A 26543-nucleotide genomic window follows, 5' to 3' on the forward strand; every position below is an offset into this window, starting at 1 on the left:
GGTAGCCACCTTTAGCCCCCGCGTACGGCAGCTACTGGCTCAAATGACGCTGGAAGAGAAAATCGGACAGATGACCCAACTGGCCAACACGGCCATCAACCCCACCGGGGTGCAGAAAGACGTGGCGCTGGACTCGGCCAAGGTGGCTACGCTGGTACGGAATTTTCATATCGGCTCGTTCCTGAACGGCGAGGCCGTACCAGCAGCCCAATGGGTGCGCTACTCGGCTATGTTGCAGCGCATTTCGATGCGCGAATCGCGCCTGCACATTCCCATCATCTACGGCATCGACCACATGCACGGGGCCAGCTACGTGAGTGGTACGGCCATCTTCCCGCACAACATTAACCTTGGGGCCACCTTCAACCCCGAGCTAGCCCGCCAGACGGCCCGCGCCACTGTACTCGAATCGGCCGACCTGGGCCACCATTGGGTATTTGCCCCGGTACTCGACCTGGGTGTAAACGTGTACTGGCCGCGCTTCTACGAAACGTACGGGGAAGACCCGCTGGTGGCAGCCACTATGGGCGCGGCCTTCGTGAAAGAGCTGCAAAACAACTCCGAGATTGCTCCTTATAAGGTAGCCGCCTGCGGCAAGCACTTTCTGGGCTACTCCGACCCGCGCAACGGCTGGGACCGCACGAATGCCCTCATCCCCGACCAGCGGCTGCAGGAGTTCTTCCGGCCTTCGTTTCAGTCTGCAATCGATTCCGGACTGAAATCCATCATGATTAATTCGGGCGAAATCAATGGCGAGCCCGTGCACGCCTCCAAAGCCATTCTGACCGACCTGTTGCGGCGGCAGATGGGCTTTAAGGGAGTGGCCGTGACTGACTGGGAGGATATCATTCGCCTGGTTCGCATCCAGAAGGTGGCCGCCAACGAGAAAGAAGCCACCTGGATGGCCATCGACGCAGGCGTGGACATGGCCATGACGCCCTACACCACCACCTTTTGCGGCATCGTGAAGGAGTTGGTGCAGGAAGGTCGCCTGACCAAGGAGCGCATCGACCTATCGGCCGGTCGGGTTTTGCAGATGAAGGACGACATCGGCCTGTTTGAGAACCCCATGCCCCGCGCCGACCGGCTGAGCCGCATCGGCGACCCCGCCCTGCGCGCCCAGGCCACGGCCGCCGCCCGCGAAAGCGTGGTGCTACTGAAAAACGAGAAAAATACCCTGCCCCTGGCTCCCGCCCGCGTGAAGCGCCTGCTGGTAGTGGGCCCTTCGGCCGACTCGCGCGCCAACCTGTGCGGCGGCTGGACACTGGCCTGGCAGGGCCGCCCCGAAGCTGCCTACCCCAAAGACGTACCGACCCTGCTCGAAGCCCTGCGCCGCGAGTACCCGCAGGCGACCGTCGAGACCCTGCCCTACTATACCCCGGCCGGTAAGCTGGCGCTGGCCCCCATTGCCGCCGCCGCCCGCCGGGCCGATGCCGTGATACTGGCGCTGGGCGAGCGCCCGTACACGGAGGGCTTGGGCAATACCTCGGACCTAACCCTGCCCGACGACCAGCAGCAGCTGGTGCGCACGACCCAGGCCAGTGGCCGGCCCACGGTACTGATAATGATTGGCGGGCGGCCGAACATCATCCGGCCGGTGGCGGAAGCTTCGCTGGCCATTATTTGGGCGGGGCTGCCGGGCTACGGCGGCGGCACGGCGCTGGCCGAAATCATCAGCGGCACGACCAACCCCAACGGCAAGCTGCCCTTCACCTACCCGCAGTTTGCCGGGCACACCACGAACTACCACCACGACAACAACGAAAACAGCCTCGACCTGAGCGACTTTGGGGCCGGCTTTGAGCAGCGCGGAGCCAAGTACAAGAGCTCGATGCTGACGGAATTTGGCGAGGGCCTTAGCTATACCACCTATGCTTATTCGGGCTTGGCCCTGAGCGACTCGGTGCTGACCGGCCCGACGGCCCGCCTGCGCGCCACGGTGCGCGTGGCCAACACCGGCTCCCGCGCCGGCCACGAAGCCGTGCTTTGGTTCCTGACCGACGAAGTGGGCCGCATTGCGCGGCCGGTGCGCCAACTGCGCCATTTCGAAAAACAAGCCCTGGCCGCTGGCCAGAGCCGCGAATTTGCCTTCGACATCGACCCGCGCCGCGACCTGAGCTACCCCGATGGCCAGGGCCGCCCCCAGCTCGAACCCGGCTGGTACACCCTGCGCGTGGGTGCCCAAACCATGCGCTTCCGCTACGCGGGCGGGCCGCTGGCCCAGGCCGGCAGCGCCGTGCCCGGTAGCACCGGAGCCCTCACCCCGGCCCGTTAGACCGCGCCGACAAAGAAAATCATTTCTGTAACTCACCACTTTGTAACCACCACTCTTTCAGCCCACCATGAAAAGAACTGTGTACTTAACCAATCTTGTGCGCCCCGCAGCCGTGCTGCTGGCGTGCAGCCTGCCCGCGATGGCGGGGGCAACGGCCGCGCCGGTGGCCATCCATGCCCTGGCCCGCCCCGTGGCCGATGTGCCCGTGAACGGGCGCGTAACCGGCTCCGACGGAACTGGCCTGCCCGGCGTGACCGTGCTGGTGCGCGGCACTACGGTGGGCACCACCACCAACGCCGACGGCATGTTCACGCTGAGTGCGCCTGAGGGCAGCACGCTGGTGTTCAGCTTTGTGGGCTACGCTACCCAGACGGCCGCCGTGACGGCTGGGGCTCCGGCCTATTCCATTTCGCTGCGCGAGGATGCCAAGCAGCTCACCGAAGTGGTAGTAGTAGGCTACGGCACCCAGCAGCGCGGCAGCGTGACGGGGGCCATCTCGTCGGTGAATTCGGCGGAGATTGTGCGGCAGCCAGTGGCCGATGCTACGCAAGCCATCCAAGGCAAAGTGGCTGGGGTTACCATCACTTCAAACGGCGGCGCGCCGGGTGGGGCAGCGGGTACCTCGGTACGGGTGCGCGGCATCACATCGGCCGGCTTCAATTCGCCATTGTATGTCGTCGACGGTTTTCCATTGCCGGCCGGAGTTGATGGCAACGGCAACGCGACGAACAACGAATTGACTTCCATCAGTCCGAATGATATCGAATCGATAGATATCCTGAAGGATGCCTCGGCCACAGCCATCTATGGCGTACGAGCCGCCAACGGCGTCGTCATCATCACCACCAAGCGCGGCAAAGCCGGCAAGGCAACTGTCAACCTGGATGCTTACCGCGGCGTGCAGTCCATTACGCGCAAGCTGAGCCTACTTAATGCGGAGCAATATGCGACCATCAATAACGAGTCGCTGATTGCGGCTGGCAAGCCCATTGCGCTGGATAAGCTCCGGGACCCCGCTTCGTTGGGCGTGGGCACCGACTGGCAGGACCTGCTATTCCGCAAAGCGCAAATACAGAACTACTCGCTGTCGGCCACGGGTGGCAGCGAAAAGGCGCGCTACGCGCTGTCGGGCACCTATTTCCAGCAGGACGGCATCATCGTAGGCACCAACTTCGAGCGCTTCACGATTCGGGCCAACGGCGATGTTCAGATTGGCAAAATGCTTAAAATCGGCAATAGCATCGCCCTGACCCACTCAAGTGACCGCCAGGTGTCGACCAATAACGGGGAATATGGTGCTGTGCAGCAACTGCTGCGCATCCCGCCCACGGTGCAGGCGTACCGGCCCGATGGCTACTACTACCAGCCCAATAGTGCGTCGGACAACTTCACCGAAGAAAACCCGCTGGCGACGGCGCTGCGGACCAATCAGAAGTTCACCCGTAACCGGGCCATCACCACATTCTACGCCGAGCTGGAGCCGCTGAAAGGCCTGCGCTTCCGCACCAACGTGGGTGCTGATTTAATCTTCGACAACTTCAACAGCTTTGCGCCCAAAGGCCCGGAGCTGCCCGGCTACACGCAGCGCTACATCACGGCGGGCGGCTCGGCCAACGCCAGCTACGCTCCTACCTACCTGATTGAGAACACGGCCTCATACGACCGTCTTTTTGGCGATAAGCACCAGGTAACGCTGTTGGTGGGCCAGTCGGCGCAGGAGTTCAACTTCAGCAATGTAGCGGCCAACCGGTCGCTGTACCTGCGCAACGACCTGCAAACCATCAACTCCGGCCCCATCAACACCCTGCTCTCCAACGGCGGCACCGTGGATGAGCCCCGGCGCCTAGCCAGCTACTTTTCTCGCCTCAACTACGAGTACGGCGGCAAGTATATTTTCCAGGCCACGGTGCGCCGCGACGGTTCCTCGCGCTTCCAGCCCGGCCAAAAATTCGGTATTTTCCCCGGAGCATCGGTGGGCTGGCGCATTTCGGAGGAGGACTTCCTGAAGGGCAACAGCACGATTAGCAACCTGAAGCTGCGGGCCGGCTACGGCCGGGTGGGCAACGAGCTGAACGCCGGCCGCTACGCCTACCTCTACTCCATCAACTTCGGCGCTACCTACCCCTTCGGTCCTGATGGAGCCATTAACACGGGCGGCGCACCAACCCGCCTGAGAAACAGCGAGCTGCGCTGGGAATACAACGACCAGACCAACGTGGGCCTCGACATGGGCTTCCTGGATAACCGCATCGAGGCCAGCCTGGACCTCTACAACCGCAACTCGCCCAACCTGATTGCCGGCGTGCCACCTTCTCTCGTGTCGGGTACCTACGAGTCGGTGAACCGCAATGCTGCCTCCGCCTACAACCGGGGCGTCGATTTAGGAATCACCACCCGCAACTTTGTTGGGGTTGAGGGTGGCTTCAACTGGTCGACCACCCTGAACGTGTCGGCCTATAAAACCCGCTTGGAGTCGTTGGGTGCCGGGGTTCCCTACAACGGGCTGGGCTCGCTCAGCGGCACCATCGTGCGCTACGACATCAACCAGGCCTTTGGCTCGTTCTACGGCTACGTGGCCGATGGCCTGATTCAGACCCAGGAAGAGCTGACGGCCCTGAACGCCGGGGCGAAGTCCGGCCCGGCCAAGGGCGACTACTACCAGTCGAACGCCACGGCCCCCGGCGACATCAAGTTCCGGGACCTGAACGGCGATGGTGTCATCACCGATGCCGACCGCCAGTTTATTGGCAATCCGAACCCGAATTTCTCGTTTGGCGTCACTAATACGTTTAACTACAAGAACTTCGACCTGAGCTTCTTCGTGCAGGGCGTGCAGGGCAACGACGTGTACAACCTCAACCGCTACATCACGGAGAGCGCCCTGTACAGCACCACCAACGGCACTACCCGCATTCTGGGTCGCTGGACGGGCCCCAACACCAGCAACGACGTGCCCCGGGCCATCAACGGCGACCCCAACAACAACCTGCGGGTATCGACCCACTACATCGAGGATGGCTCGTACGTGCGCCTCAAGAACCTGACGTTTGGCTACACGCTGCCGCGCAGTGTGCTGAGCCGCATTTCGGCTTCCCAGATTCGCTTGTACGTGACGGCCCAGAACCTGGCAACGCTGACCAAGTACACCGGTTTCGACCCCGAGGTGAGCGCCAGCGGCGTCGACCTGGGCATCTATCCGCAGACGCGCGTGTTCATGGGCGGCATCAACGTCGGGTTCTAATTCCTTCAACTTCCCACCTCCAGTATCATGACTATTTCAAAAATTACCTGTGCCGCCTTCCTGCTCTCCTTGGGGCTGCTGGCCGGCTGCGGCGAGAAGTTTCTGGAAGAAGCCCCCGTTGACCAGATAACGGATGCGAACTTCTATAAAACCCAGCAAGATGCCATTCAGGCCACTAATGCGGCATATAGCGAGCTAACCAAGGAAGGCCAGTACAACCTCGCCATGTGGGCCTTCGACATCATGGCCGATAACTCCGTTACGGGCGGCGACGATGGCAACGACGGCATCGAGTACAAGCAGCTGGAAGCTTTCAGCATTCCGAGCACCAACCCCGTAGTCAACCGCCTGTGGGGCGGCTCGTTCATCGGCGTGCAGCGCGCCAACCTGGTGCTGCAAAAGGTGCCGGGCATTGACATGGACGCGGCCATTAAGAACCGCTGCCTGGGCGAGGCGCAGTTTCTGCGGGCCAAGTTCTATTTCGACCTGGTGCGGGTGTACGGCGACGTACCCTTGTTCACGGCCCCACCCTCCACTCCGGCCGAAGTCAACATTCCGCGCACGCCGGTGTCGCAGGTGTACGCCCAGATTGAGAAAGACCTGATTGCCGCCATTGGCAACCTGCCGGGCTCCTACTCCGGGGCCGATTTGGGCCGTGCCACCAAGTGGGCCGCCACCGGCCTGCTGGCCAAGGTGTACATCACCGAAGGCAAAAAAGCAGAAGCGGCGGTACAGGCCCGGGCGGTTATTTCGGGCTCGGGCAAAACGATGTGGGCCAATTACGCCGACAACTTTAAGGTAGCCAACGAGAACAATAACGCGAAAGAGTCGCTGTTTGAAGTGCAGTATGTGAACGGCCGCAACGAATACGACCGCAACCAAGTGGGCTCCGCGATGAACGAATTCTTCGGGCCCCGCGGTGCCAACCAGACCCCCGGCAGCGGCTACGGCTTCAACATCCCGGAACCCGATTTCGTGAACGGCTACGAGGCGGGCGACAAGCGCAAGGAAGCCACCATTTTTGTGCCCGGCGACGTGTTTCCGGACGGCAAAGTGCAGTCGGCCCGGGCCACGGGCTCGCCCTTTGGCTACAACGTGCGCAAGTGGTTTGTGGGCAAGGTGAACACCAACATCTGGGATTCGCCGCTGAACGTGCCCGTGCTGCGCCTGGCCGAGATGTACCTAATTCTGGCCGAAGCCGTGGGCCCCAATACGGAAGGCCTTGAAGCTATCAACAAAGTGCGTCGCCGCGCTTTTGGGCTGCCCATCGATGCGGCCTCGGCCCGCGACCTGGCGGCCAACACCCCCGACTTTACCTCGGCCGTGCTGCGGGAGCGCAAGTACGAGCTGGCCTTCGAGTTTGACCGGTGGTTTGACCTGAAACGCTACAACGGCACCCCCAATGGCCTGATTCCGGTGATGACGGCCCAGGCCGCCTATCTCAAGACGCTGGGCATTACGCGGGGCGTACCCACCGAGAAAAACCTGGTGTTGCCCCTCCCGCAGTCGGAGCTCGACGCCAACCCCGGCCTGAAGCAGAACCCCGGCTACTAGCCGGGCCGAGGGCTTGCCTGCGCCGCTATCCGGCGCGGGCAAGCCCCAACGCTTCTTTTTTTCAAATTCCCACCGCATTAGTATCCTCATGAAAAATATCATCCGCGCGGCAGCCTTCGCGCTTTTATCGGCCCCGCTGCTGCTGGCTTCCTGCAAAAAAGCAGGCGAAGACACCAAGCTCGAAGGCCCTATTCCAACGGTTGGATTCACCGCTACCGTCAATGCCAGCCAGTTTCCGGTGGTGGTTACATTTAAGAACAACACCCAGAACGGCTTTCTGTACCAGTGGGACTTTGGCGACGGCACGGGCGTTTCGTCGGCGTCCGACGTGACCCATACCTACCAGCGCGGCGGCACATACAAGGTGCAGCTCACCTCGGCCGGCAGCGGCGGGTCGGCCTCCAGCGTTCAGAACGTGGTAGTGCCTTCGCCCTGCACCAACGCCGGCTTCGCGGGCCTCACGGCTTGCAGCGGTAACGGGGCCACCTCGTGGACCATTTCGAACCAGCCCGGAGCCATCGTGCGCCTGGCCGCCGACGGCACCACGGTCTTCAGCTCGACACCCGCCACGGGTGGCAGCCTCAATGCCTGCCAGCTCGACGACGAGTTCACCTTCGCCAGCAACTACACATACAGCTACGACGCAGGCGGAGCCGCCGGCCAGACCTTCTCGAACGGCACCTGCGGCGCGGCGCGCAACCCCAATTCCAGCTTCATCTACAAGCCCACCGCGGGCCTGGGCCAGATTGTGCTGCAAGCCAAACGCTCGTTTATTGGCGTAACGGATTCGGTGGTGAACAAAACCTACGACATCGTGGAAGTGTCGGCGGCCCGCCTGCGCCTGCGCGGCACCAACCCCGACGGCACCTTCACGGTCATCACCTACATCCCCCAGCTTTCGGCCATCGACCGCGTGAAGCTGCTGCTGACCGGCGGCTCGTCGCGCACCTGGAAGCTGGACAACAGCGTGGCCGCCACCATTGTGGTAGGCCCGAGCGATGCCGACCCCACGGGCTACTACGCCGGCGGGGCCGCCGGCAGCCTGCCTCCCTGCCAGGCCGACGACGAGTTCACCTTCACGGCGGGCAACGTGTTTCAATACAATGCCAAGGCCGAAACCTTCGTGGCCGGGGCCACCGGCGGCTGCCAGGCCCCGCGTACCAACAATACCACTTTCACCTTTGGCGCGGCCACCGGCGCGGGCAAAGCGCAGTTTGAGCTGGCTCCGGCCACGCCCATGCCGGTTATCGGCGTCACCGACGCACCCGACCGCATCTACCGCATTCTGGAAATTGACAACCAGCACATGTTGCTGCGCGCTGGCAGCTCGACCGGTTCGCTGGTGTTCACCATGAAGTTCGTAGTTAAGTAATTACCCGACTCAAATTATTCCCCGCCCGAACTATCCGGGGCGAGATATTCTTACTGTATTCATGAAAAATCTCCTGAAAAACACCGCCTTACGCCCCTGGGCCGGGGCCAGCCTGGCGCTGGCCCTAAGCCTGACTGGCTGCACCGAAAAGAAGGCGACGCCCACGCCCGCCCCCACGCCGGTAGCGGCGGAGGTGAACGCCGACCCGCGCGACTACTCCCAATACACCGAAATGGTGTGGAACGATGAGTTCTCGGGCAACGCCATCGACCCCGCCAAGTGGGGCTACGACCTCGGCGGCGGCGGCTGGGGCAACAACGAGCTGGAGTATTACACCAGCTCATCCGAAAACTCCTACATCAACAACGGCAACCTCGTGATTGAGGCCAAGCGCCAGGCCCAGGGTGGCCGCGACTACACCTCGGCCCGCATGCTCACCAAGGGCAAGCAGACCTTCAAGTACGGGCGCATTGATGTGCGCGCCAAGCTGCCGCAGGGCCAGGGCATCTGGCCGGCTATCTGGATGCTGGGAGCCGACATCGACACGAACAACTGGCCCAAGTGCGGCGAGATTGACATTATGGAGCTGCGCGGCCAGGAGCCCAACAAAATCCTGACTACCATGCACTTTGCCAATACCTCGGGCACCCGCTCCCTCAAGGGCAGTCCCGACCAGGTGCTGTCGAGCGGCAACTTCTCCGATGCGTTCCACACGTTCAGCGTGGTGCGCAGCAAGGACCAGATGCGCTTCTTCCTCGACGGCAACCTGTACTTCACCTTCACGCCCAGCGACGTGAACGGGGGCTCCTACCCTTTCAACAATCCGTTTTTCGCGATTCTGAACGTGGCCGTGGGCGGCGACTTCCTGGGCAGTCCCAATGGCTCGACGGTGTTTCCGCAGCGAATGGAAGTGGACTACGTGCGCTACCTGCAGTACAAGTAAGCCCCCACCGCTTACGCATTTTAATGAATTGATTGCCTGTTATTCCGGCAGGAAGCTTGGTGGGAACAAAACAGCCTGCCGGATAGGGTGGTGGCTGCGTCTGGCACGGTGAGACCAGACGCGGCTACCCCCGATGGGTGGTGTGCCAATGCCTGGCAGCCCGCCCGACTTTTCTCTTTCAATCCTTCTATGATTTCAACCCTACTCCCGGGCCTGCTGCTCCTAAGCCGTATTTTCGGTGAGACGGCACCGCAACCACCAGCCGCCGCGCATTACACGTTCAAAAAGCTGGCCTGGAGCGACGAGTTTAACTACGCCGGCCTGCCCGACTCGACCAAGTGGACCTACGATGTGGGCGGCTCGGGCTGGGGCAACAAGGAAGAGCAGTACTACACCAAAGCCCGCCGCGAAAACGCCCGCGTTGAAGGCGGCAACCTCATCATCGAAGCCCGCAAGGAGGCGCTGATGGCCGGCAATGCCTACACGTCGGCGCGGCTGGTGTCGCGCGGCAAAGGCGGCAGCCAGCTCTACGGGCGCTTCGAGATTCGCGCCAAGATTCCGGGGGCGCGCGGCACCTGGCCCGCCATCTGGATGCTGCCCGACAAGAACCGCTACGGCAACATGAGCTGGCCCGACAACGGCGAAATCGACATCATGGAGCATGTGGGCTACGACCCGAACGTGATTCACGCCACCACGCACTGCAAGGCCTACTATTTCCGCATCAACACCCAGAAGTCGGGCATCACCAAGCTGCCCGATGCCACCTCGGCCTTCCACGTGTATTCGGTGGAATGGACGCCGGAAACCATTACGGCCCAAATTGACGGCCAGCTGTATTTCGCGCATCGCAACGAGGGTACCGGCTGGGAAACCTGGCCCTGGGACCAGCCCTTTCATCTGCTGCTCAACATGGCCGTGGGTGGCGAATGGGGTGGCCTGAAGGGCATCGACGAAGCCGCCTTCCCCCAGCAAATGCTGGTGGATTACGTGCGGTTTTACCAAATGAGCAAATCCTAGATAACGGTTAACGATTAATGGTGAATGGCTCGAAGCCATCTGCCTACAATCCCCGCTAACCGTTGGTAATTCACCGTTGACAGCTGACACCTCATTACTTCACCCTAATTCCCACCTTACGATGAGCAATTTTACGAAACTGATTTGCACGGCTGTCTTGGCAGCTAGCGGCGCGACGGCCTCGGCCCAGACGCTGTACGACAACTTCGAAACCACCCGGTTGGTATCCTACCCCGTTGTGGAGGGCACCCTGGTGCAGAACGCGGCCAACCCCGGCTCCAACCCCGTGAACACCAGCACTACCTGCGCCAGCTACATGCGTGGCGCTGGCCAATACTCCGTGCTGGTGGTGAAGCCCAACAACGCCAAAATGGCCGATGTTACGCCCTATAAAGTGGGCGGGGCCAAGCGCATCAGCGTGAAGTTCCGCAGCCCCGCCGCGGGCGTAACCGTGGGCGTAGTGCTGCAAAACAGCCGCCTGAATACGGCGGCTTACCCTACCGGTAAGTTCGGCACCGAGTTCACGGCCGTGACGACCGTGGCCAATGCCTGGGAAGTCCTCACCTTCACGCCCAGCCCAGCCGCTGGTGGCCAGTTCGATGCCACCGTTACGGCGACCGACATCGACCAGATGCTTTTTCAGATTGCCCCCGGTACCACTGGCACGGGTACCTATTTCCTCGACGACATTATGGGCCCCGAGCTGCTGGCCGTGGCTCCGCCGACCAACCTGGCCGTGCGCCAGCTATACGACAACTACGACGGCACCCGCGTCATCAAGTACATCGCCTACAAAACCTCGGGCGGCCTGAAGCTGGATACGCTCAATAACGCGCCGGGCACCGGCAACCCCAGCGCCCGCGTGGCCCGCTACACCCGCTCGACCAACCAGTACGACTCGTTTGTGATGCAGCCCCGCGGTGCGGCCATCAACGACGTCACCAACTTCAAGGACAACACCCTGCACATGACCCTGCGGGTATTCAGCACCGCTCCCGGTATTGCCTTCCAGATTACGCTGCAGGACTCGACCGTGGCCGGGGCCACCAACTACCCCGCCGGCCGCAACTCGGAATACACCGCCATCACCACCGCCACCAACGCCTGGGAAAACCTGAGCTTCAACTGGGTGAACACCCCCAGTGGCACTGCCAACACCAGCGTGAACGAGATTGTGCTGCTGATTTCGCCCAACACCACCACTCGCCGCAAGGTGTACCTCGACGACTTCTACGGTCCGAGCCTAGTGGGTTTTGTGCCCACCGCCACCCGCGTCGTTGCTTCCGATTTCGCGGCATTCGCCCCGGCTTACCCCAACCCGACTTCGGGTATGACGCAGCTGCCTTTCAGCCTGAAAAAGGCCGCCATCGTGAGCCTGGCCGTGTACGACAACCTGGGCCGCCGCGTCACCAATCTGCTGAGCGGTGAGCAGCGCCCCGCCGGCCAGCACACCGCCGAGCTGAACGCCGCCAAGCTGGCTCCCGGCCTCTACACCTGCCGCCTGACCGTGGACGGCGTGGCCCTGAGCCGCCCGTTGAGCGTGGAGTAGGAGTTACCTTTCCGCATTTTGCCAGCAAGCCTCCGCCGGATTCGGCGGGGGCTTTGCTTTTGGCGCACATCGGCAACGCGCGCCAGCAATCTGCCAGCAATCTGCCAGCAACCACGGTTTGCCCCTAGCTTTGCGGGCTCCAATTTTATCATCTCCCGAACCACTTCACTATGCGCCAGAAACTTGTTGCCGGCAACTGGAAAATGAACCTGACCTACCCCGAGGGCCAGGCTTTGGTAACCGAAATAATCACCCTGGCCGGCCCGGCCGTGGCCGCGCCCGGCGCGCCCGTGGTGGTGCTGTGCGTGCCTTTCCCCTACCTGGCAGGCGTGAAGCAGCACCTACCCGCCAGCGGCTTCCACCTCGGCGCCCAGAACTGCCACCAGAAGGAAAGCGGCGCGTTCACCGGCGAGGTGTCGGCGCGCATGCTGGCCTCGGTGGGCTGCGAATACGTGATTCTGGGCCATTCGGAACGCCGCCAATACTTCCACGAAACCGACGACCTGCTGGCCCAGAAGCTGAAAGCCGCCCTGGCCGCTGGCCTCAAGCCCATCTTCTGCGTGGGCGAGTCGCTGGAAACCCGCGAGGCTGACGAGACCTTTGATTATATCGGCAAGCAGCTGGCCGACGGGCTATTTCACCTCAGCAACGAGGAGTTTGCGCAGGTGGTGGTGGCTTACGAGCCCATTTGGGCCATTGGCACGGGCCGCACCGCCACCAGCGCCCAGGCGCAGGAGGTACACGCCTTCATTCGCGAGCGCATTGCCCGCGCCTACGACGGCGAAGCCGCCCTGAACACCACCATCCTCTACGGTGGCTCGGCCAATGCCCAGAACGCCAAGGAGCTCTTTGCCCAGCCCGACGTGGACGGTGGCCTCATCGGCGGGGCCTCGCTGAAAGCGGCCGACTTCACCACCATTATCGAGGCGTTTTAGAAATGTTGAATTTTTAGGGTTGCGGGTTGAGTTGCAGATGCAGTGCGGCACTGCATTTGACATTCAACCCGCACCATTCACCCCGCAACCCTTCTGAAATGCTTTCGTTCCTCCTCGCTTTCCTCCTCGCCCTCGCGCCCGCCAAAGCCCCGGCCGCCGGCCCCCTGGAGCCGTGCAAAATCTTCGGCTCGGTGTACCTCGAAACCGACCCGGCGCGGCGCGGCTATTGCTTCGGCACGGTGTACGTGGAGCCGGAGGAGGCCTTCGCCGACGTGCTGGTGTTCAAGGAGCAGAACAAGCTGTTTGCCGACAAACCCGGGCTGTGGGCCGATGCCCCCGCCCGCGACTTTGCCGACTACGTGCTGCTGGTGGTCACGGACCGTAGCCGGGCCGATTTCAGCATGCACTACACCACGGTGCGCTCGTTTGCCGGCTGCCGGCAGTAGGTTAAGAACGTCATGCTGAGCGCAGCCGAAGCATCTCGCTTGCAATAGTAATGATTTGGTCGTGCGAGCGATTGAGTCACTATTGCACGCGAGATGCTTCGGCTGCGCTCAGCATGACGTGCTGTTTTCACGCTTATCCTTTCCGACTCCTTCCACCTTTCCATGGAATTAACCTTACAAAATCTCACCAAATCCTTCGGGCCGAAAACCGTGCTGCGCGACCTGAGTCTGACGGCCGGCCCCGGCATGTGCGTGGGCGTGCTGGGCCGCAACGGCGCGGGCAAAAGCACGCTCTTCAACCTGCTCACCAACGTGCTGCTGCCTACCAGCGGCCAGCTTATCATCGACGGCCAGGCGCTGGGCGAAACCTTCCCGGTGGCCGTGAAGCGCCGCATGGGCGCGCTCGTGAACCAGGGCTACCTCGTGGAGGAGCTCACGGCCGAGGAGTATTTGCAGTTTGTGGCCCGCATCTACGAATTGCCCGATGCCCAGGCGCGCATCCAAAGCCTGCTGGCCCACCTGCTGGAGGACTACGACACCGTGCGCCGCAAGCGCCTGAGCTCGTTCTCGACCGGCATGAAGCAGCGAGTGGCCATTGCCTCGTGCCTGCTGCACCGCCCCGAGCTGCTGATTCTCGACGAGCCCTTCAATGGCCTCGACGTGTTTGCCGCCGACCGCGTGCTGAGCCTGTTGCGCAGCTACCAGCCGCAGGCCCTCACCTTTATCTCGTCGCACAACCTGAGCCATATCGAGCAGCTGGCCACCCATTTGCTGGTAATTGACGAGAGCGAAGTGAAGTTCTGGGGCACAATGGAGGAGTTCGCCCACGGCGAGCGCGCCGCCCTCGGCGATGCCCTGCTCCAGCTGCTGCACCCCGCCACCAACCAAGCCCAGGACCTGACATGGCTGACTTCGCAACGCTAGCGCCCACCGCTACCGGCGGCCAGCTCGGCCACTTCCTACCCTACCTGCTGCGCCGCCGCCTGCGCGACGTCGTGTGGCCCGCCGACGGTGGCGAGCGCGCCGTATCCTTGTTACTGCTGGGGCTGGGGCTGGCCTACGGGGCCGGCTTGGGCACCCTGCTGAACCACGCTGGCTCTGCGGACGAACCGGCCGCTTTCAGCCCCGGCATGTTGGTGGGGCTGAATGTTGCCTGGCTGGCTTCAGCGCTGCTAGTTGATTTTCTGCCCACGCTGCGGCCGGTAACGCGGGTGCTGCCGGAGCATTTCCCGGTATCGCCCCGCTGGAACGCGGCCGCGGCTTTCCTGCTGAACCTGATAACCCTGCGCCGCCTGCTCATCATCATCACCCTGCTGATGGCCATGGCGGTGGCTCCGGCCAACGCCGTCGTGCCCGGCTTCAGCCTGCTGCTGATGCTGGGGGCCACCGTGTTCAGCTTCAACCTGCGGCTGCTGGCCACGCTGCGCCGCTGGCAGCACCCGCTTATGCTGGCCCACCTGGCCAGCCTGGGCCTAATGCTGTGGTGGCTGGCGCACCCCGAAGCGCCCTACAACAAGCCGTTGGGCGTGGGCATGGCCGTGCTGCCCTGGCTGCTGGGCGCGGCGCAGCTCTACTGGCTGGGACCGTACTTCAGCGCCCGCTACCTGCCCGATGCGGCGCCCACGGCCGCGCCCACGGCCACGGGCCAGCTGCTGGACCGCCTTTCGCCGGAGTGGAAGGTGTACGTGCGCAAAGCGTGGCTGCCGCTGCTGATTGGCCTGGTCTTCAAAATAGTCATCGTGGTTGGGGCCGGCCTACTGGCGCGCCAGGGCGACTCGCAGCGGACTGGGTTCTTCGCGGCTTTCTTTTTCGCCTTTCTGCCGGCCGTGGGCTTCACTTATGTGAACAATAACCTGTTTGGCTTCCTGCGAACCATCGTAGCCAACGAGGTGCAGCGTACGGGGCTTACCCGGCGGGTGCTGGCACTCTATCTGCGCCTCACCGGGCCAGTCGTCGTCGTCGACAGCCTGCTTTCGGCCGGACTGCTGCTGGCCTTTTTCCCCGCCGAAAAGTGGTGGATGCTGGGCCTGCTTCCCCTGGGCACGGTGGCCATGCTCAGCGTCGGGCTCTGGGGTAGCCTCTACCAAAGCAAGCCCGTCACCCGCGCCGTCGATTTCGCCAACATGCGCAACAACGTGAGCACGATGATGAGCCTGTGCACGATGGCAATTGCCGTGGCCCTGTACTTCCTGCCGTGGTGGTGGGCGCGTATTGCGCTGGCACTGGTCGTAACCGCCTCGGCGTACTGGCCCATCCAGGCGGTGCTGCGCAACGACGGCCCCCTGCGCCGCAAGCTGTGGCGCGGCATCGGGGCCTAATTTTTTGGGCGACCTTTACACCTTAACGAGAGCAAAGGAACGTCAGGCTGAGCGTAGCCGAAGCATCTCTACTGCAATAGTAACTGAATAGACTTGTTCCAAAATACTGAAAAGCATCAATTTGGCGGTCATGCTGAGCGCAGTCGAGGCATCTCCACCGCGCAAGTAATCTAATCGGAGCGACGAAGCGGTAGCGATGCTTCGACTACGCTCAGCATGACATTCTTTTTTGTTATTGCTTATTCGGGAACAAGTATAATTACTTACGCGGTAGAGATGCCTCGACTGCGCTCAGCATGACGGCCTTTCCTTGCTCATTCTTTATTCAAACAAGATGGATTTTATTGAACTGACCGTCGAGGCCCCGCGCGAGCTGGCCGATATTCTGGTGGCCGAGCTGGCCGAAGTAGGCTTCGACACTTTTGAGGATACCGACGAGGGCTTCCAGGCTTACACGACGGAGGATGTATTCAACCCCGACGCGGTGGCCGAAATCATGAGCCGCTACGAGGGCCAGGGCGAGCTGAGCCATTCGCACCGCGTGATTACCCGCCAGAACTGGAACGCTGAGTGGGAGAAGAACTTTCAGCCCCTCATCATCGCCGAGCGGGTGTCGGTGCGCGCGCCTTTCCACCCCGAGCCAGCGGGCGTCGACTACGACATCGTGATTATGCCGCGCATGTCGTTTGGCACCGGCCACCACGAAACCACGGCCCTGATGATTGAAAACCAACTCGACGTGAGCCACCAAGGCCTGCGCGTACTCGATATGGGCACCGGCACCGGCATCCTGGCCATCATGGCCGAAATGCTGGGGGCCCGCCAGGTGCTGGCCGTCGACACCGAGCCCTGGACCGTGGAAAACGCCCGCGACAACGCCGCCGAAAACAACTGCCACGGCATCGAGTGCCGCCTGGGCGGCGTGGAGACGCTGGCCAACGAAGAGCCCTTCGACCTGATTCTGGCCAACATCAACCGCAACGTGCTGCTCGAAGACATGCACGAGTACGCCCGCCTACTGCCCGTGGGCCGCCCCATCCTGTTCAGCGGCTTCTACGAGGAGGACCTGCCCAAAATCCAGGCTGAGGCCAGCAAGTACGGCCTGCGCTACCAGCGCCACCGCACTCTGCGCAGCTGGGTATCGGCGGTGTTCGAAAAGGAGTAGCGCGCCAGGCGCGCAACTGGGCTACTGCTGTGGGCACCTCACCTGAAAGCCGGCCTGATTGCTGCCGGCTTTGCTGGCGGTAGCCAGGAGCAGCGTGGGCGTACACCCTTCACAGTGTCGCCATCTTTACGGCGTAATCTCGTCCTTTCTTCGTTGGCTGGCTTTATGGCCGCCGGTGATTTCCCCATGCTCATGCCCGCTGCTCGCGCCAAACAACTGTTGTTTCTGACTATGCTGGCCCTGGCGGCAGGCCTCAGCGCCTTCCGCCGGCTGCCTCCCGACGATGGCCTGCTGCCCCGCGTGGCCCGCCAGCTGAACGACTACCTGCTGGCCGCCCGCCAGGAAAAAGCCTACCTGCACCTCGACCGCCCGGTGTACGGCACCGGCGAAACCATCTGGTTCAGCGCCTACATAGTCGATGCCGCCCAGCATCGGCTCGATTCGCTCAGCCAGGTGTTGCACGTCGATTTGCTCTCGCCCGAAAAGCGCGTAGTGGCCCGCCGCACCCTGCGCCTGAAGGGCGGCCGCACCAACGGCGACCTGCTGATTGCCGACACGCTGGCCCCCGGCACCTACGTGCTGCGCGCCTACACCAATTGGATGCGCAACGCCGGCGACGAGTTCGTGTACAGCCGCCGGCTGAGCATCTGGCCGGCCTCGCCCGTGGGCCCGCAGGAGGCCGTGCAGCCAAACGCGCCCACCACGCCCGCCGGCAAGGCCCGCGCTGCCGCCGCCGCCCGCCCCGACGTGCAGTTTTTCGCCGAAGGCGGCGACCTGATTGAGGGCCTGCCCGCCGTGGTTGCCTTCAAGGCTACGGATGCCAGCGGCCGGGGCCTGAACGTGCGCGGCCAGCTGCTGAATGCCCAGAACGCGGTGCTGAACACCTTTGCCAGCCGCCACGCCGGCATGGGCCGCTTTGGGCTGGTGCCTGGAGCCGGCCAGCGCTACCACGCCCGCGTGACGCTGCCCGACGGCAGCACCGCCGACTACCCGCTGCCGGCCGCGCAGCCCGCCGGCTACTCGCTGCATGTGGTGGATGGCGGCGAAAACTTCCTGGTCGAAGCGCGTTACCGGGGCCCGGCCGGGGCACCGGCCCCCGGCCCGGTGCAGTTGCTCACGCAGGTGCGGGGCGTGGTGGCCTACCCCGGCCCGCGCACGCTGGTAGGCGACGTACCCGCCGCCTGGCGCATGCCCAAGAAGAACTACCCGGCCGGCATCGCGCACTTTACCCTGTTCGATGCCACCGGCACGCCGAGGGCCGAGCGCCTGGCCTTCGTGCCGAACCAGGCCGCCGGCCTGCGCGTGAGCATCACCCCCGACCAGCCCAGCTACGGGGCCCACGCCCCCGTGCAGCTCACCGTGCGCGTAGCCGATGCCGCCGGCCAGCCGGTAGCCGCCACCCTCTCGCTGGGCGTGAACGATGCCGCCCTGGGGGCCCTCGACCCCAATGCCGAAACCATCGCCTCCAATCTGCTGCTCACTTCCGACCTCACCGGCTACGTGGAGAGCCCGGGCTACTACTTCCGCGCACCCTCGGCCGCCACCGCTCAGCACCTCGACGACCTGCTGCTGACCCAAGGCTGGCGGCGCTTCGTGTGGAAGACTGTGCTGGCCGGCCAGGCTCCGGCCCTGCAGTTTCGGCCCGAGCAGGAGCTGAGCCTAGTGGGCCAGGTCGTGAGCGAGCACGGCCAGCGCCCCATCCCCAACAGCCAGCTCACGTTTCTGCAAACCAAACCGACCAAGAACATCACGACGGCCACTACCGGGCCCGATGGGCGATTTGCCTTCGTGGGCTTTCCGGTGGGCGACACGGCCTTGATTACCCTGCAGGCGCGCCGGGCGCAGGGCGGCTCCAACGTGCTCATTCTGCCCGACACCGGGCCCGTGCCAGCCGCCCAGCCGCTGCCCCTGCTGCCGGCGCTCTCGGCGGCCCCGGCGGCCGTGTCCACGCTCGTGCGGCGCAGCCGCCAGGTGCAGGCCGCCGAACTCGACCTGCACCCCGAGCGCGCCATGCGCAGCATCAACCTGGCCAACGTGGCCGTAACTGCCAAGCGCGAAGCAGTGCCGCGCGACGACCCGCGCCGCCTCTACGGGGCTACCGGCGGCACCGTCATCAATTTCGCCAACGAGCCCAATATGCAAACCGGGGCCAATGTGCTGCAAATGCTTCAGGGCCGGGTAGCGGGCCTGGCCGTCAGCGGCACGCCGCCCAACATGACGGTTCAGATTCGCAACCAGGGCAGTCCGCTGTTTATTCTCGACGGCCAGCGCGTCGATGCTGATGTCATCAACACCCTTTCAACCAGTGATATTGAGTCGATTGAAGTGTTTAAGGGCAATGAAGCCGCTATTTTCGGCAATAGCGGCGGGGCCATTGCCATCTATACCAAGCGGGCCAACCCCAACTACCGCGGTGCCGACAAGGCCCTGGCCCCCGGCGTAGCCGTTGTGAAGCTGCCCGGCTTTTATGCGGCGCGCGAGTTCTACTCGCCCCGCTACAGCTCGCTGCTTACTAACCCACCCGCCGACCCCCGTACCAGCACCCTGTACTGGAACCCCGAGGTGCGCACCAACGACAAGGGCGAAGCCGAAGTCCACTTCTTCACCGCCGATGGCGGCGGCACCTTCGAGGCCGTAGCCGAGGGCCTGGGCAGCGGTGGCCAGCCCGGCCGGGGCAGCAGCACCTTCAGCGTGAAAGAGAAATAAGGCGAAGAAGCCGCCAAAAGCAGAACCCCGGCTGGCGCGCGCCAGCCGGGGTTCTGCTTTTTATCGCAACCAGGCGTTTACTCGCGGGCGGCGTTGCGGGCAGCAATTTCGGCCTCGGCGGCGGCGGCGGCTTCGTCGCGCAGCTGCCAGGTTGTTTTGCGGCCGCCCAGCCGGGAAAAGATGAAGCCCCCGATAACCACGACGGTTGCTCCAATCAGTGCAGCCCAGCCCAACTCGGGGATTTCGCGCAACCGCGCTACCCACACCCACACCAGCGCCCACGCTACCACCACCGGAAACACCAAGTCGCGAAACACGCGGCTCATCAGTAGCCCCAGCCCCACCACGGCTACTATCAGCCCCAGCGTGAGGGTGACGGAAGCCCCGTCAGCCGTTTGCCAGCCCAGGGTGCGAATGGCAATGGTGAAGTTGATAACCGCCGCTACCGAAAGCCAACCCAGCAACAGCGAGAACGGCACCCCGGCCAGTCGGGGCGCGGCATCGGCAAAAATGCGCCGCCGGGCGCGGCCATAGGCCACGGCCGTGCTGGCCAGAATCAGGAGCATGACGCCCGCGCTGGGAACAATCAGCTCATGCGCAAATAGCACCACCCAAGCCCCCAGGCCCACGCTGGCCAGCGTGAGGGGCTTGGCCAGCGCATCGGGCAAGGAAAGCTGCCGCTGGGCGGGCAGCAGTTGCCAGCCCGCATAAATCAGTAAAGTCAGAAAAATCACCCCCCAGATGCTGAACGCATTGCCAGCCGGCGTGAGCAGCGTGGGGTATTTGGCCGAAACTACCGCCTGCGTCTGCCCGGCAAACGGACGCAGTACGGAGTAGGCATTGACGGCGATGGCCCCAATAATGGCAAGCGCCGTGAGCCAGCGCCAGGCCCGGCCGATGACCGAATGGCGGGGAGGGGCGTAGTGGTCGGGAGCGGTGGCGGCGAGGGGCATGCAGAAAAGAATTATGCGTTCAACTACGTAAGCAGCTGAGTGTCGGATGATGCGCCCGGTACCCGCGCCTTTGACGGGGCCCCGGACCGCAACATTACACCTTTTCGGCCAGGAAACGCGCTGTGTGGTTGGTTTCTTTTAACTTCACAAGGTCTTCGGGTGTGCCTTCGAACAGCAGATGGCCGCCATTGAGGCCGCCCTCCGGACCGAGGTCAATCAGCCAATCGGCGCACTTAATGATGTCGACGTTGTGCTCGATGATGAGCACGGAATTGCCCTGCTCAATCAGCGCATTGAGCGCGCCGAGCAGCTTGGCAATGTCGTGGAAGTGCAGGCCGGTGCTGGGCTCGTCGAAAATGAACAGAATCTTATCCTGCTGCAGCGTAGCGCCTTTAGTGAGGAACGAAGCCAGCTTCACGCGCTGGGCTTCGCCGCCGCTCAGCGTGTTGGCCGACTGCCCGAGGCGGATATAGCCCAGGCCCACGTCTTCCAGCGGGCGGAGGCGGTCGGCCACTTTGGGCTGCGTCTGGAAGAACTGCACGGCATCAGCCACCGTCATTTCCAGTACTTCATAAATGTTTTTATCCTGGTAGTTGATTTCCAGAATATCCTGCTTGAATTTGTGGCCGCCGCAGCCCTCGCAGGTCAGGTAAATGTCGGCCATGAACTGCATCTCGATTTTCACCTGTCCTTCGCCCTGGCACACCTCGCAGCGCCCGCCATCCACGTTAAAGGAGAAGTGCGACGGTTTCAGCCCCCGCGCCTTGGCCAGCGGCTGCTCCGAAAACAGCGTCCGGATGGCGTCGTAGGCCTTCACGTAGGTCACCGGGTTCGAGCGCGACGACTTGCCGATGGGGTTTTGGTCCACGAACTCGACGTGCGACACCTGCCCGTTCACGCCCATCAGGCGGTCGAACTTGCCGGTGCTTTCGCCCGCGCCGCCGCCCAGCATCTTCATCAGAGCCGGAGCCAGAATGCGCTTGATGAGCGTGGACTTGCCCGAGCCCGACACGCCCGTCACCACCGTCATCACGCCGAGCGGAATTTTCACGCTCACGTTTTTGAGGTTGTTCTCGCGGGCACCGGTCAGCTCCAGCGCGTTGCGCCAGGGGCGGCGCACTTTGGGCACGGCCACTTCCATGCGGCCGCTCAGGTACTGGCCGGTGTAGGTGGTCGTGTCCTGCAGCAGTTGCTCCATGGTGCCCTGAAACATCAGGTTGCCGCCACCGCTGCCGGCTTCGGGGCCGATGTCGATAATTTGGTCGGCGGCCTCCATCATCTTCTCCTCGTGCTCCACCACCACCACGGTGTTGCCGAGTTGCTGCAACGAGCGTAGCACGCCAATCAGCTGCTCGGCATCCTTCGGGTGCAGGCCAATGCTGGGCTCGTCGAGCACGTACATCGAGCCCACCAGTGCCGAGCCCAGCGAAGTGGCCAGCGAGATGCGCTGGCTCTCGCCGCCGCTCAGCGTGTTGCTCAGGCGGTTGAGGGTGAGGTATCCCAGGCCCACGCGGTTGAGGTAGCCGAGGCGGTTGGTGATTTCCGTGACCAGGCGCTCGGCCACTTTGGCGTCGTGCTCGCTCAGGCTCATGTTCTGGAAGAACGTCAGCGCGTCGGAGATGGGCAGCAGCACGATATCGGCAATGCTGCGGCCGTCGATGCGCACGTACTGCGCGTCTTTGCGCAGACGGGTGCCGCGGCAGTCGGGGCAGGTGGTGCGGCCCCGGTAGCGGCTTTGCAGCACCCGGTACTGGATTTTGTGGGTCTGCTCGCCCACCCATTTGAAGTACTTATCGAGCCCGTCAAAATGCTTGTTGCCGGTCCAGAGCAGGCGCTGCTCGGCTACGCTCAGCTCGTTGTATGGCCGGTGAATGGGGAAGTCGAAGCGGATGCCGTTTTTCAGCAGCGGCTTCAGCCACTCGCCCTGCTTTTCGGTGCGCCAGGGCGCAATCGCGCCTTCGTACACCGTCAGGCTTTTGTCCGGAATCACCAAATCCTCGTCGATGCCCAGCACCGAGCCGAAGCCCTCGCAGGTCTGGCACGCGCCGTAAGGGTTGTTGAAGGAGAAAAAGTTGACGCTGGGCTCCTCGAACACGATGCCGTCGAGCTCGAATTTGTCAGAGAAAGTGCGGGTTTCGGTATTTGGTGCTTGGTGCTTAGTGCTTGGTGCCTGGTCTTCTGAAGCAATTGTTAATTGGCTAACGCCTTCCTTCGGTTGCTCATTGCTCATTATTAACTGCACCACGCACGTGCCGTGGCCTTCGAAAAACGCGGTTTGCACCGAGTCGGACAATCGGAAGAGCAGGTCCTCATCGTCGGGCCGCAGCACGGCGCGGTCAATCATGATGGATACCTCCCCTTTCACCTCGGGCTGGCCCTCGGCAATCAAGTCCTCAATCTGGGCGGTTTCGCCGTTCACCACCACGCGGCTGTAGCCTTTTTGCAGCAGCAAATCCAGCTCTTTTTGCATGGGGCGGGTGTGGTCGGGCCGATGCAGCGGGGCCAGAATCATGGCCCGGGTGCCGTCGGGCTGGGCGGCCAGAAAGTCCACCACGTCGGCCACGTTGTCCTTGCGCACCTGCTCGCCGCTGGCGGGCGAAAACGTGCGGCCCACCCGCGCAAACAGCAGCTTGAGATAGTCGTAAATCTCGGTGCTGGTGCCCACCGTCGAGCGGTTGTTCTTGATGCTGACCTTCTGCTCGATGGCAATGGCCGGCGAAATGCCCCGGATGTAGTCCACGTCGGGCTTGTCCATGCGGCCCAGAAACTGGCGGGCATAGCTGCTCAGGCTTTCCACGTACATGCGCTGGCCTTCAGCATACAAGGTATCGAAGGCGAGGCTCGATTTGCCCGAACCCGACAGGCCCGTGACGACGATAAACTGATTGCGCGGCAGGGCCACGCTGAGGTTTTTGAGGTTGTGAACCCGGGCGTTTTTGATGAGGATGAATTCGCGCGGGTCGAGGTTGTCAATGGCGTTGTCGGCGGGGGCCGAAACTTGCAAAGCGTCTTTTTTGGGCATAAACGAACAAACAGCGAAACCGGGCCGGAAGGTTTCGGCGGGGCGGTTGTTGCTGGGTGCGCGAAGGTACGGCTGGGGCGGGAGGTGGGAAGATGTAAAACGACTATCTATCCTCCCACGTCAAACGGTACGTGGGATATTGGTCGCTGCCCCTTATTTCTGGCGTTGTGGCCGGGTCAATGTTGCTATTCAATTCATTGCTCCAGTACACAGCTTTCGATTCCAGAAGTTTATCCCGCCACGTGTCCTTACGAAAGGCTTTAGACGAAAATTCAGCCGCCGTAAAATCGACAAAGCCCAACGCGAATGTTGTCGGCTCGTCACTGTTTTCGCGAACACGAACCGGCCCGTAGAAAACAATTGATTGATTGGCAGGAATGGGTAGCGTGCGTGGGTAATTTTTGTCACATCCCATAACATCGAAACCAGCTACTGTTCCTTTTTGAATCCAAGATGCGTACCAGCTACACGAATAAAAGGTAATTTCTCGAGGACTATTAGTCTGGTTGCGAACACTTAGCCGCACATACAGGATAAGTTGAGGTTTATTTACGGCACTTCCGGCAGGTTTGTGGCTATACCCCACAATCTCCGCCGTCACCACCAAATCATTCGGCGCGGGTTTCTCCTGCGCTTGCGCCACGGTTGGCAGCGCCAGCAGCAGGCAAGCTAGCAGTATCATTCCGATTCTTTTCATAGCTGCCAGGTTTAGCAAGCAGATTACCACGCGAACATCTCCCCCAGCACCGCGCACACGGCCCGGCCGGTAGCCTCGTCCAACGTGCCCAGCCGCTTCACCAGCCGCACCGTGTCCACGGCGCGAAGCTGGTCGAGCGCCACCTGGCCAGACTGCTGCTGAAACAGCGAATCGACCCGCGTCGGGTAGCGCTTTGGGGTATGGGTGAGGGGCGCGACCAGCACGGTGCGCAGGAATTTGTTGGCCGCGTCGGGCGATACCACCACGCAGGGGCGGGTTTTGGCAATTTCGCTGCCTACAGTGGGGTCCAGGCTCACCAGCCACACGTCGAAACGGCGCGGAGAAGCGGGCGTTACCATTCGGTTTGGTCGAACTGATTGGCCATTCCCTCGAACAGGTCGCCTTCCGGCTCGTCGCCGCCTGCTGCGGCGGCGGCAAAGGCAGCTTCCCAGCCCGCCCGCGCCGGCTGCACGGGCCGCAAAAGAATGATTTTATCCTGCACCTCAATTTCAACCTCCGTGGTAATACCGCAGGCTTGCAGCATGGCCTTAGGCAGCAATATGCCGCTGGAGTTTCCGATTTTTCGAATGGATTGAATCATTAGCGTGAGTGGCTTACGCCAAGAATTGTTATAACAAAGATATAACATAAGTTGCTTGTTTCAAGGTGCCGCCCGTGACTTACCCAGTAGAGTATCGCGAAGAAATTCACTGGCAATCAAGCAACAGTTTGTGTAACGACTGCCGTACTATTGCCCTTCTATTCTCTGTCTCCCATTATGCCCACCGCGCCCCGCCTGCTGCTCCTCGCCGCCACCCTCCTGCCCCTCGCCGCTGCCCACGCCCAGGAGGCCCCGCGCCCCAGCCTCAGCGGCAACTGGAGCGGCGAAGTAGCCACGCTGGAGCTCACCTTCCACCTCACCGACCCGGCCGGCGGCCCGCGCGCAGCCACGCTCGACATCGTGGACCAGAACGTGGCTGGCCTGCTGGTCGATTTTCAGGCCCCCGGCGACAGCGTGTACCTGCGCCTGAGCAAACCCATTACGGCGCGCTTTGCCGGCCGCCGCTCGGCCGATGGCCGCCAGCTCGCGGGCGAATGGCAGCAGGGACTACGGGCATTTCCGCTCACCCTCACGCGGGCCGGCGCGGGCGAGGCCACCGGCCCCAAGCGGCCTCAGCAGCCCCACGCGCCCTTCCCCTATCAGTCGGCCGACGTCACGTTTCGCAACGAGAAAGCCGGCATCAGCCTGGCCGGCACCTACACCCTGCCCGCCGACATGGGCCCGTTTCCGGCCGTGGTGCTGCTCACCGGCTCGGGACCAGAAGACCGCAACGAAACCTATCAGGGCCACCAGCCCTTCGCCGTGCTGGCCGACTACCTCACCCGCCAGGGCATCGCCGTGCTGCGTTTCGACGACCGGGGCGTGGGCCAGAGCGGCGGCACGCTCAAGGGCACTACCAGCGCCGACTACGCTACCGATGCCCAGGCCGCCCTGGCCTGGCTGCGCGCCCAGCCCGGCATTCGCAAAAATCAGGTGGGGCTGATTGGGCACAGTCAGGGCGGTACGGCGGCCATCGGCGCGGCCGGCCAAGCCAATGGGCCCGATTTTGTGGTGCTGCTGGCGGCCCCCGGACTGCCCGGCGATGAACTGATTGTGCAGCAGTCGCTGGCCCTGGTTCGCCTGCAAACCACCGACCCCGCCCAGCTGGCCAGCACCGAAAAGATGCAGCGCGCCATGACCCAGATTATCCAGAAGACGCCCGGCGATGCGCAGGCCCAGTCGCTGCTGCTGCTCTACTATTCGGCCATCAGCCCGCAGCTCGCGGCCCAGGTGAAACCCCAGCTGCCGATGCTGACTTCGCCCGACTACCGCCACCTGCTGGCCGACCGGCCCGCTCTCACGCTGGCCAAAGTGCGCTGCCCCGTGCTGGCCATGGGCGGCAGCAAAGACGTGCAGGTGCCCACCACCCGCAACCTGGCCGCCACCGCCGCCGGCCTCAAAGCGGCCAATAACCGCGACGTTACGGTGCAGGAACTGCCTGGCCTCAACCACCTGTTCCAAACCGCCAAAACCGGCGCGCCGGCCGAGTATGCCACCATTGAGGAAACATTTGCGCCCGTTGCGCTGCAAGCCATCGGCGACTGGATAACGAAGCATACCCCTCGGTAGCCCTGTCCTTTTTGGCGCGAAAGGTGCTGCGCAGGTGGCTGGCCAAAATGGCCAACCATTTTGCTTAGCTGGCAACCCGTCTGCACCAGGCTTTAAAATTAGCTATAAGAAACATTTGTTGTATTTTTCAACCTTCAAAGTCTCTTATCACTCATCCTTCCATATACAAACTAGGCT

General features: G+C 62.7%; 19 protein-coding genes. 14 read left to right on the forward strand and 5 right to left on the reverse strand.

The window, feature by feature from the left end; all coding sequences use genetic code 11:
* The first annotated feature begins 43 nt into the window (after positions 1 to 43).
* The 13 genes from ABIB44_RS14640 (at position 44) to ABIB44_RS14700 (ending at position 19524) form a co-directional block, all read left to right on the forward strand.
* Complete coding sequence (locus ABIB44_RS14640) at positions 44 to 2275, forward strand: beta-glucosidase family protein (protein WP_354585393.1); 2232 nt, start codon at positions 44 to 46, stop codon at positions 2273 to 2275.
* A 67-nt stretch (positions 2276 to 2342) separates the two neighbouring features.
* A complete protein-coding gene (locus ABIB44_RS14645; RefSeq protein WP_354585394.1) occupies positions 2343 to 5516 on the forward strand; it encodes a SusC/RagA family TonB-linked outer membrane protein in 3174 nt (1057 codons plus the stop codon).
* 27 nt (positions 5517 to 5543) lie between these two features.
* On the forward strand, positions 5544 to 7070 hold the full coding sequence (locus ABIB44_RS14650; protein WP_354585395.1) for a RagB/SusD family nutrient uptake outer membrane protein: 1527 nt from the start codon (positions 5544 to 5546) through the stop codon (positions 7068 to 7070).
* 88 nt (positions 7071 to 7158) lie between these two features.
* Positions 7159 to 8442, forward strand: coding sequence for a PKD domain-containing protein (locus ABIB44_RS14655; RefSeq protein ID WP_354585396.1), 1284 nt, complete (start codon positions 7159 to 7161; stop codon positions 8440 to 8442).
* A gap of 61 nt (positions 8443 to 8503) precedes the next feature.
* Positions 8504 to 9385 carry a glycoside hydrolase family 16 protein gene (locus ABIB44_RS14660; RefSeq protein WP_354585397.1) on the forward strand — a complete coding sequence of 294 codons (882 nt, stop codon included), beginning with the start codon at positions 8504 to 8506 and terminating at the stop codon, positions 9383 to 9385.
* 189 nt (positions 9386 to 9574) lie between these two features.
* Complete coding sequence (locus ABIB44_RS14665) at positions 9575 to 10405, forward strand: glycoside hydrolase family 16 protein (RefSeq protein ID WP_354585398.1); 831 nt, start codon at positions 9575 to 9577, stop codon at positions 10403 to 10405.
* Positions 10406 to 10526: 121 nt separating this feature from the next.
* Complete coding sequence (locus ABIB44_RS14670) at positions 10527 to 11954, forward strand: T9SS type A sorting domain-containing protein (RefSeq protein WP_354585399.1); 1428 nt, start codon at positions 10527 to 10529, stop codon at positions 11952 to 11954.
* A gap of 170 nt (positions 11955 to 12124) precedes the next feature.
* Positions 12125 to 12889, forward strand: a complete 765-nt coding sequence (tpiA, locus tag ABIB44_RS14675; RefSeq protein ID WP_354585400.1) for a triose-phosphate isomerase — start codon at positions 12125 to 12127, stop codon at positions 12887 to 12889.
* A gap of 98 nt (positions 12890 to 12987) precedes the next feature.
* Positions 12988 to 13335, forward strand: a complete 348-nt coding sequence (locus ABIB44_RS14680) for a 7(1) septoil knot domain-containing protein (protein ID WP_354585401.1) — start codon at positions 12988 to 12990, stop codon at positions 13333 to 13335.
* Between the two features lie 162 nt (positions 13336 to 13497).
* A complete protein-coding gene (locus tag ABIB44_RS14685; protein WP_354585403.1) occupies positions 13498 to 14259 on the forward strand; it encodes an ABC transporter ATP-binding protein in 762 nt (253 codons plus the stop codon).
* Complete coding sequence (locus ABIB44_RS14690) at positions 14238 to 15653, forward strand: hypothetical protein (protein WP_354585404.1); 1416 nt, start codon at positions 14238 to 14240, stop codon at positions 15651 to 15653. The genes ABIB44_RS14685 and ABIB44_RS14690 overlap by 22 nt, the downstream gene beginning before the upstream one ends.
* Before the next feature lie 334 nt (positions 15654 to 15987).
* Positions 15988 to 16818, forward strand: a complete 831-nt coding sequence (gene prmA, locus ABIB44_RS14695; protein ID WP_354585405.1) for a 50S ribosomal protein L11 methyltransferase — start codon at positions 15988 to 15990, stop codon at positions 16816 to 16818.
* Between the two features lie 192 nt (positions 16819 to 17010).
* Entirely contained in the window at positions 17011 to 19524 is a 2514-nt protein-coding gene (locus tag ABIB44_RS14700; protein ID WP_354585406.1) for a TonB-dependent receptor, read from the forward strand.
* A gap of 77 nt (positions 19525 to 19601) precedes the next feature.
* Here the strand turns inward: ABIB44_RS14700 and ABIB44_RS14705 are convergent, their stop codons facing one another.
* From ABIB44_RS14705 to ABIB44_RS14725, 5 genes are all read right to left on the reverse strand, one after another.
* Positions 19602 to 20477, reverse strand: coding sequence for a TspO-related membrane protein (locus ABIB44_RS14705; protein ID WP_354585407.1), 876 nt, complete (start codon positions 20475 to 20477; stop codon positions 19602 to 19604).
* Positions 20478 to 20571: 94 nt separating this feature from the next.
* Positions 20572 to 23499 carry an excinuclease ABC subunit UvrA gene (uvrA, locus tag ABIB44_RS14710; RefSeq protein ID WP_354585408.1) on the reverse strand — a complete coding sequence of 976 codons (2928 nt, stop codon included), beginning with the start codon at positions 23497 to 23499 and terminating at the stop codon, positions 20572 to 20574.
* A gap of 103 nt (positions 23500 to 23602) precedes the next feature.
* Positions 23603 to 24196, reverse strand: coding sequence for a hypothetical protein (locus tag ABIB44_RS14715; RefSeq protein ID WP_354585409.1), 594 nt, complete (start codon positions 24194 to 24196; stop codon positions 23603 to 23605).
* A gap of 23 nt (positions 24197 to 24219) precedes the next feature.
* Entirely contained in the window at positions 24220 to 24555 is a 336-nt protein-coding gene (locus tag ABIB44_RS14720; protein WP_354585410.1) for a type II toxin-antitoxin system PemK/MazF family toxin, read from the reverse strand.
* On the reverse strand, positions 24549 to 24845 hold the full coding sequence (locus ABIB44_RS14725; RefSeq protein WP_354585411.1) for an AbrB/MazE/SpoVT family DNA-binding domain-containing protein: 297 nt from the start codon (positions 24843 to 24845) through the stop codon (positions 24549 to 24551). Before ABIB44_RS14725 ends, ABIB44_RS14720 begins: the two co-directional genes overlap by 7 nt.
* Before the next feature lie 129 nt (positions 24846 to 24974).
* Here ABIB44_RS14725 and ABIB44_RS14730 point away from each other — a divergent pair, with 129 nt between their 5' ends.
* Complete coding sequence (locus tag ABIB44_RS14730; RefSeq protein ID WP_354585412.1) at positions 24975 to 26366, forward strand: alpha/beta hydrolase family protein; 1392 nt, start codon at positions 24975 to 24977, stop codon at positions 26364 to 26366.
* Positions 26367 to 26543 lie beyond the last annotated feature (177 nt).

It is taken from the genome of Hymenobacter sp. UYCo722 (genome assembly GCF_040547115.1).
Classification (GTDB): Bacteria; Bacteroidota; Bacteroidia; order Cytophagales; family Hymenobacteraceae; genus Hymenobacter.